Raw genomic sequence first — 6559 nt, forward strand, 5'->3', positions numbered from 1 at the left:
CTCCCCGGACGCTCGTCCTCCGACCGCCGAGACTCACCCCTCGCCGTCACGACGCCGCCCCCTCCCCCGCCACCCGGCACTCGGCGGCGTGCCGCCGCAACAACACCCGACAGTCCGTCGCAGCGGACAGATCCCCGGCCTCTTCCTTGTCCCGCTCGGCCGCACGCAGCTTCACGCACGTCTCGCACCTGGCCGTGACGTCGCTGGCCAGGCTGGTCACGCGGGCGTAACCCCCGCGCTCGGCAGCGGACATGGCAACTCCTCTCTGTAGCGGTTTCACCACCAAGGAGTCACAGAGTGGTCTAGAGTCGGAAGCCCCTTCAACGTTGCAGCTACGGAGGAAATGTTGGTCAACCGCAAGGAGTTGAACCCTGAGGAGAGCCCGGAGGCCGCATACGGCGCGCGTTTACGCAGGGAACGGGAGGCGCGAGGGTGGAAGCAAGACGACCTGGCCGAGCGGATCGGATACACCGGCCGTCACGTCTCAGCTGTGGAAACCTGTCACAAGCCTCCAACCCGTCGGTTCTCAATCGCGCTTGACGCCGCCTTTGGAACCGAGGGAACCGCTGACTCGTTCGAGCGGGAGTGGCGGGAGATCAAGCACGGCGTGCTGCTCCAGGGGTTCCCCGAGTACGTGGGGTACGAAGGTCGAGCCGCAGAGATCCGCCTGTTCGAGAACGGGGTGATACCCGGACCGCTTCAGACTCGTGAGTACGCGCAAACCCTGGCCGACGCGGCCGTGGCGCGCGGAGACATCACGCGCGAACAGGCCGAGGAGCGAGTGTCGTTCCTCATGGAACGTCAGGCTGCGCTGGCACGCACCACGCCGCCCATGGTGATAGCGGTGTTGGACGAAAGCTGCGTCCGTCGGCCCATCGGCGGCCCCGACGTCATGGGCGCACAGCTGCAACACCTCATCGACTTCGCCGCGCAACCGAACACCATGTTCCAGCTCGCCCCCTTCAGCCTCGGCGAGCAGCGCCCGTTCAACCGGTCGGTGAATCTACTGACTCTGCCCGACCGGTCGGTGGCCTCGTACGTGGAGTCGCAGACACAGGGGTATTTCGACCGGGAGTTGGCTTCCGTGTTGCCGCTGCTGAGGGCCTACCATCAGCTACAGGCCGTGTCTCTCTCGCAGGCAGCCTCCATCGATGTGATCCACCAACTACGAAAGGGCACACCGTGACGACCGAACCCATAACGCCGGAGTGGATCAAGTCCTCGTACAGTGACAACGGCGGAACCTGCGTGGAGTGGGCTCCGCGCGTCGCATCCGCCACCGGCGCCGTGCCGGTTCGCGACTCCAAGCGCCCGACCGGTCCAGTGCTGCGCTTCTCCGCCGACGCGTTCGCCGCGTTCGTCACGGGCGTCAAGGCCGGAGAGGTGACCAACCTCTGACGCCGACGGGCCCGACCGGACCACATCAGGAACGACAACAACCCCGCCATACCCCGTAGCCGAGGGCATGGTGGGGTTTCGTTTCACCCGTGCGAATGAGCGGGTACCCGGACCGCGCCCTGATGGCCCGCTCCGAGTCGGCGCAGCGAGGCTGCCTTGAGCGTGATCTCGCCTCGTGCCGCCATGTTCACGGCCTACCATCAGCTACAGGCTGAAGCAGCCTCCCAGGCGGCGTCCGTGGCAAGGATCTACGAGTTGCGAAAGGGCACACCGTGACGACCGAGTCCCCCCGCTGGTTCAAGTCCACCTACAGCGACAACGGTGGCGTCTGCGTCGAGGTCGCGGCAAACCTCGCCACCTCCCACGGCGTGGTCCCCGTCCGCGACTCCAAGCACCCGACTGGCCCGGCTCTGACCATCCCCACCCCCGCCTTCACCACCTTCGCGGCAAGCATCAGAACCGGCACCCTCCCCACTCCCTAATCACCCACGAGACCAGCACTACGCCGGACACCACCACACTGGCGCCGTTTCACCCCATTAAGCCGACTTGCCGGGATCAATGAAAGTAAGTAAAAACCGCCCTCCCCCGCCACAAACCCGCAGGTCATCTCCTCTGCTCCCCGCGCACGCGGGGATGGTCCTATCCGGTTCGGCCTGGCGACGACTCCGCCGCCCTGCTCCCCGCGCACGCGGGGATGGTCCCGCGCTGCACCCTGCACTGCCCACGGTGCAAGCCTGCTCCCCGCGCACGCGGGGATGGTCCCGCGTCCGGCTGGCGGAGGTGTCCACCGCCACCCTGCTCCCCGCGCACGCGGGGATGGTCCCAAACCCGACGTGTACGCGGTCACCCGCGCTCGCTGCTCCCCGCGCACGCGGGGATGGTCCCGGTGCGCGAAGGGCCATGATGCATCTGTGATGCTGCTCCCCGCGCACGTGGGGATGGTCCCGAGCAGTGGGCGCTCTGAGCATGGCGACGGCCCTGCTCCCCGCGCACGCGGGGATGGTCCCTGACCCCAGTTCGCACTAACTCGCTCCTGCTGCTGCTCCCCGCGCACGCGGGGATGGTCCCCGGTGGCGCCGCACCGCGAAGGGCTTCTACGCCTGCTCCCCGCGCACGCGGGGATGGTCCCAGGGTCATTTTCAACGGCCGAGACATGGACTGCTGCTCCCCGCGCACGCGGGGATGGTCCCGCCCAGTTCCCGACCTCCAGCGCCCCGTCCACCTGCTCCCCGCGCACGCGGGGATGGTCCCGGGCAGTCACGAAACATGCTGTCGCACGCCGCCTGCTCCCCGCGCACGCGGGGATGGTCCCGCGGCCTGCGCCTCGTCGGTGACGGCCTCGGCCTGCTCCCCGCGCACGCGGGGATGGTCCTGAGGCCAAGCAGCCTCGCTTCGTCGGGGGAGACTGCTCCCCGCGCACGCGGGGATGGTCCCGATTGCGAAGTTGGTCGTGTATCGGTGGGTCACTGCTCCCCGCGCACGCGGGAATGGTCCCTCGCCAGGCTGCGGCGCCTGGTCGTGCGGCGTCTGCTCCCCGCGCACGCGGGCATACTCAATCGGTCACCGGCTCACGTGAGTCGGTGGCCTTCCTTCGGGCCCTACCGCTTCAAGATCGCTCCAGGCATGCACCGCTTTGAGACTCCGCGGCGTCCGCGCGTTGCGAGGGGCGAGGGGACGGAACCGGGGCGGGTCAGTGCCAGACTGCTTCCATGCAGGACAACTTCTTCTCGCTCACCCGGGTGCGACTACGGCACTACAGGAGCATCGCGGCGGCCGACGTCGAGTTGGGGCGTCTCCTGCTGCTCGTAGGCCCGAACGGCTCAGGGAAGAGCAACTTCCTGGACGCGTTGAGGCTACTGTCCGAGTCGTTGCAGAACTCACTCGATCGAGCACTCCGCGCCCGTGGGGGAGTGACGGAGGTCCGCCGCAGGTCCGCAAGTCATCCAACCCACTTCGCCATTGACCTCGAGTATCGATCCCCTGATTACGAGGGCGAATACGGGTTCGAGGTCGTTGCGGTCGAAGATGGCGGTTTTCGCATTTCAAAGGAACGCTGCAGGGTTCGGCACACCACCTCGCCAACTGGCGGTACGCAGCCCACGGATTCGCATTTCTGCATCGAAAACGGCCAGCTGACCGAAAAGTCCGAGCCCGTCATGCCACCGGTTGATGAGCAGCGGCTCTATCTGGTTTCCGCAGCGGGCCTGGACGTCTTTCGCCCCGTATTCGACGGCCTGTCCGGTATCAGTGTTTTCAGTTTGAACCCCGACGTCATCCGTCAACCGCAGATCCCGGACTCCGGGGAGTTCCTGCATCGCGACGGTGGGAACATCGCCAGTGTATTGCACCGACTGGAACGCACGGAGCGCGGCCGTGCGGACAAAGCGCGAATCGAGAGCTACCTGCGTCACATCGTCCCGGGCATGCGTGGGGTATCCCGCTCCGAACTGGGGAACTGGGAAACGCTGGAATTCAGCCAGGACGTACGCGGGGCGCATACTCCCTGGCCATTCCAGGCCCAGTCGGTCTCGGACGGCACGCTACGTGCCCTCGGCGTCCTGGTTTCGCTGTTCGCCGGCACTGGCAGCACCCTCAGCACCATCGGCATCGAGGAGCCGGAAAGCGCGCTCCACCCCGCCGCAGCCGGCGTACTCCTCGACGCGCTTCGAGACGCGAGCGAGCGCCGCCAGGTGATTGTCACGAGCCATAGCCCCGACCTTCTGGACCGGCACGACTTCACGTTGGACGAACTCCGGGCAGTCCGTGCCGTCGAAGGCGAAACGCAGATCGGGGAGTTGGACGAAGCGGGCGCGATGGCGTTGCGCGAGAATCTGTACACTCCGGGTGAGCTACTCAGGAACGATCAGCTACTTCCGGGGGCACCTCGATGAACGTCTCGCCCGTCGTGGCTCCCATCGTGGAGGGGCACGGCGAGGTCCAAGCAGTACGACAGCTCGTCACTCGAATCGCGGCCGAACACTTGAACACCTGGGTGGAGGTTGCCCAGCCGTTCCGCCTCGACGCGGGAAAGATGCGCAAGCCCGACGAGTTGGCAAAGGCCGTTCGCTTACAAGCGGTACGCGCTCAGGGGCGGCCGGGCGGTGTCCTGATCCTCCGGGACGGCGACGACAGCGACGTCAACTGTCCGGTGGCACTGGCGCGCCTGATAGCGCCCGCACCGACACTTGTACCCGTCCCCGTGGAAGTTGTGATCGCCCGGCACGAATACGAGGCGTGGTTTCTCGCCGCAGCGGAATCGCTGCGCGACCACCCGGCGGTTCGTGACGACGCCGCCACGCCGCCGGAACCGGAGGCCAGGCGCGGCGCAAAGAGCCAGTTGCAGGCGATGATGCACGAGTCCTACAAGGAGACGCTTCACCAGGCACGGTTCTCGTCGCTCATGGACCTGGCTGCCGCAGCGGACCGGAGTCGGTCGTTCCGCCGGATGGTCCACGCCGTCGAGAACCTTGTGACCTCCAGACCCGTGTGAGGACCTGTCACCAGCGCCATCGCGGCTGCCTCCGAGGCGCGTGGGTCGGCGGCGGGCGCACCGCAGGCATTCGTTCGACGCACGGGGCACATCGGTGATCGCGACCACTCAGGAGAGCTGAAACAGGTGACGCAGCTCCGCGTGGGAGAGCTGCACGAACTCCGAGCAACAGGCTTGCCGCACACCGTGCTTGTCGGCGGCGGCGAGCAGGTGACCAAGCACCGCCGCGAGCGAGGTGAAGCCTTCCGGAGGACGAAGAAGCCAGATGCGGCCCCGAGGTCGGGCGGGCACTCCCGACTCGGCGAGCAGGTCGTTCACCTCGGCCTCCTCGTACAGCAGTTCCTCCTCGCTCAGAGGCCGGCAACAGACCGTGGTGACGTTGCCGGCGCTGTCGACACACGTCTCCATCGACCACACGGTGGAGCGGTCCGGCACCCACGTCCGCGCCCCGGAAGGCCAGACGTACGGAAGGAAGCACCAGAGTGCGACCTCGGGAGCGGGATACCACTCGAGCTGCGCCAACTCCCTCATCTCAGGCAGCTCTTCACGCTCCAACTCCGTTTGATGTGTGCGCCCGGCAACCTGCGGATTCGGTGGCTCCTGCCGACCCCAGTCCATGGCACCCACGGTAGACCTCGACGCCCGGGGCGACCGCAAGCGCACGCGACTTCCTCCACTCGAACACAGGGCAAGACGGTCCGGAAAACGTCTCGCCCACCTACCATCAGTCCCAAGCTGGCACCCTCAGCCCCCTGACCACTCCGGCCAGGCCTGGCAGCCGTACACAACGCCCGAAATAGTCTGACTTGCGAGGTTCGGCGAAAGTGAGTAAAAACCGCCCTCCGCCGCCACAAACCCGCAGGTCATCTCCTCTGCTCCCCGCGCACGCGGGGATGGTCCCCTCGGCACCCGGCACGGCGGCCGGAGCGGACTCTGCTCCCCGCGCACGCGGGGATGGTCCCTGGCACTTCGCCGTCGTGGCGCAGGCCCGCGCCTGCTCCCCGCGCACGCGGGGATGGTCCCTGGGACGCGACTGTCCTGACGGCTGTCACAGCCTGCTCCCCGCGCACGCGGGGATGGTCCCGGGCCGCTCGTCTCGTCCACGCTGTCCGAACTCTGCTCCCCGCGCACGCGGGGATGGTCCCGACGATGTTCCCGGCGGTGGTGCGGAGCAGTACTGCTCCCCGCGCACGCGGGGATGGTCCCGGGGCAGGGGTAGTAGTCGCAGGCATCGGCCACTGCTCCCCGCGCACGCGGGGATGGTCCCTGGTTCTTGACCTCCCGACGCGTGACCCGGACCTGCTCCCCGCGCACGCGGGGATGGTCCGGTGTGTACGTCAGCGAGGCAATGAAGGACCCGCTGCTCCCCGCGCACGCGGGGATGGTCCCCTTGCCGACCGGGGCGGCGCCAGCACCCTCGACTGCTCCCCGCGCACGCGGGGATGGTCCGGTTGTCCGCGACCGCCCGGAGCCGCGCCGGTCCTGCTCCCCGCGCACGCGGGGATGGTCCCCCGTACAGAGGGTCAGGTGCTATACGTCCCCGCTGCTCCCCGCGCACGCGGGGATGGTCCCGAAACCCACGGGGGGTTGTTCTGCGAATTCGGCTGCTCCCCGCGCACGCGGGGAGGGGGCTGTCTGGAACCGGGAGGGCGGTGCGCTGCATGTATG

The 6559-nt window shown here is 67.7% G+C and carries 7 protein-coding genes and 2 CRISPR repeat arrays; of the genes, 5 read left to right on the forward strand and 2 right to left on the reverse strand.

Annotated elements, in window-relative coordinates; genetic code table 11:
* Positions 1 to 46 precede the first annotated feature (46 nt).
* A complete protein-coding gene (locus GL263_RS18680) occupies positions 47 to 253 on the reverse strand; it encodes a hypothetical protein (protein WP_182856869.1) in 207 nt (68 codons plus the stop codon).
* 93 nt (positions 254 to 346) lie between these two features.
* Between GL263_RS18680 and GL263_RS18685 the strand changes: the two genes are divergently transcribed.
* From GL263_RS18685 to GL263_RS18705, 5 genes are all read left to right on the forward strand, one after another.
* A complete protein-coding gene (locus GL263_RS18685; RefSeq protein WP_228456634.1) occupies positions 347 to 1186 on the forward strand; it encodes a helix-turn-helix domain-containing protein in 840 nt (279 codons plus the stop codon).
* Positions 1183 to 1398, forward strand: coding sequence for a DUF397 domain-containing protein (locus GL263_RS18690; protein ID WP_182856871.1), 216 nt, complete (start codon positions 1183 to 1185; stop codon positions 1396 to 1398). Before GL263_RS18685 ends, GL263_RS18690 begins: the two co-directional genes overlap by 4 nt.
* 272 nt (positions 1399 to 1670) lie before the next feature.
* Positions 1671 to 1880 (forward strand): DUF397 domain-containing protein, encoded by a 210-nt coding sequence (locus GL263_RS18695; protein WP_182856872.1) that lies wholly within the window; start codon positions 1671 to 1673, stop codon positions 1878 to 1880.
* Between the two features lie 133 nt (positions 1881 to 2013).
* Positions 2014 to 2956: direct repeats of the CRISPR family, unit length 28 nt; unit sequence CTGCTCCCCGCGCACGCGGGGATGGTCC.
* Between the two features lie 154 nt (positions 2957 to 3110).
* On the forward strand, positions 3111 to 4292 hold the full coding sequence (locus GL263_RS18700; RefSeq protein WP_182856873.1) for an AAA family ATPase: 1182 nt from the start codon (positions 3111 to 3113) through the stop codon (positions 4290 to 4292).
* On the forward strand, positions 4289 to 4891 hold the full coding sequence (locus tag GL263_RS18705) for a DUF4276 family protein (RefSeq protein ID WP_182856874.1): 603 nt from the start codon (positions 4289 to 4291) through the stop codon (positions 4889 to 4891). The genes GL263_RS18700 and GL263_RS18705 overlap by 4 nt, the downstream gene beginning before the upstream one ends.
* A 108-nt stretch (positions 4892 to 4999) precedes the next feature.
* Here GL263_RS18705 and GL263_RS18710 read toward each other — a convergent pair whose 3' ends face one another.
* Positions 5000 to 5509: a DUF5956 family protein gene (locus tag GL263_RS18710; RefSeq protein ID WP_500294568.1), complete on the reverse strand. Its 510-nt coding sequence runs from the start codon at positions 5507 to 5509 to the stop codon at positions 5000 to 5002.
* A gap of 254 nt (positions 5510 to 5763) precedes the next feature.
* A CRISPR array of direct repeats spans positions 5764 to 6523; the repeat unit is 28 nt; unit sequence CTGCTCCCCGCGCACGCGGGGATGGTCC.
* Positions 6524 to 6559: the final 36 nt, after the last annotated feature.

The sequence above is a fragment of the Streptomyces durbertensis genome (assembly GCF_014156695.1).
Lineage (GTDB): Bacteria > Actinomycetota > Actinomycetes > Streptomycetales > Streptomycetaceae > Streptomyces > Streptomyces durbertensis.

Bases quoted from the DNA above. Each gene is read 5' to 3' on its own strand.
- GL263_RS18680 (WP_182856869.1), bottom strand. From the start codon at position 253: ATGTCCGCTGCCGAGCGCGGGGGTTACGCCCGCGTGACCAGCCTGGCC.
- GL263_RS18700 (WP_182856873.1), top strand. From the start codon at position 3,111: ATGCAGGACAACTTCTTCTCGCTCACCCGGGTGCGACTACGGCACTAC.
- GL263_RS18705 (WP_182856874.1), top strand. From the start codon at position 4,289: ATGAACGTCTCGCCCGTCGTGGCTCCCATCGTGGAGGGGCACGGCGAG.
- GL263_RS18710 (WP_500294568.1), bottom strand. From the start codon at position 5,509: ATGGACTGGGGTCGGCAGGAGCCACCGAATCCGCAGGTTGCCGGGCGC.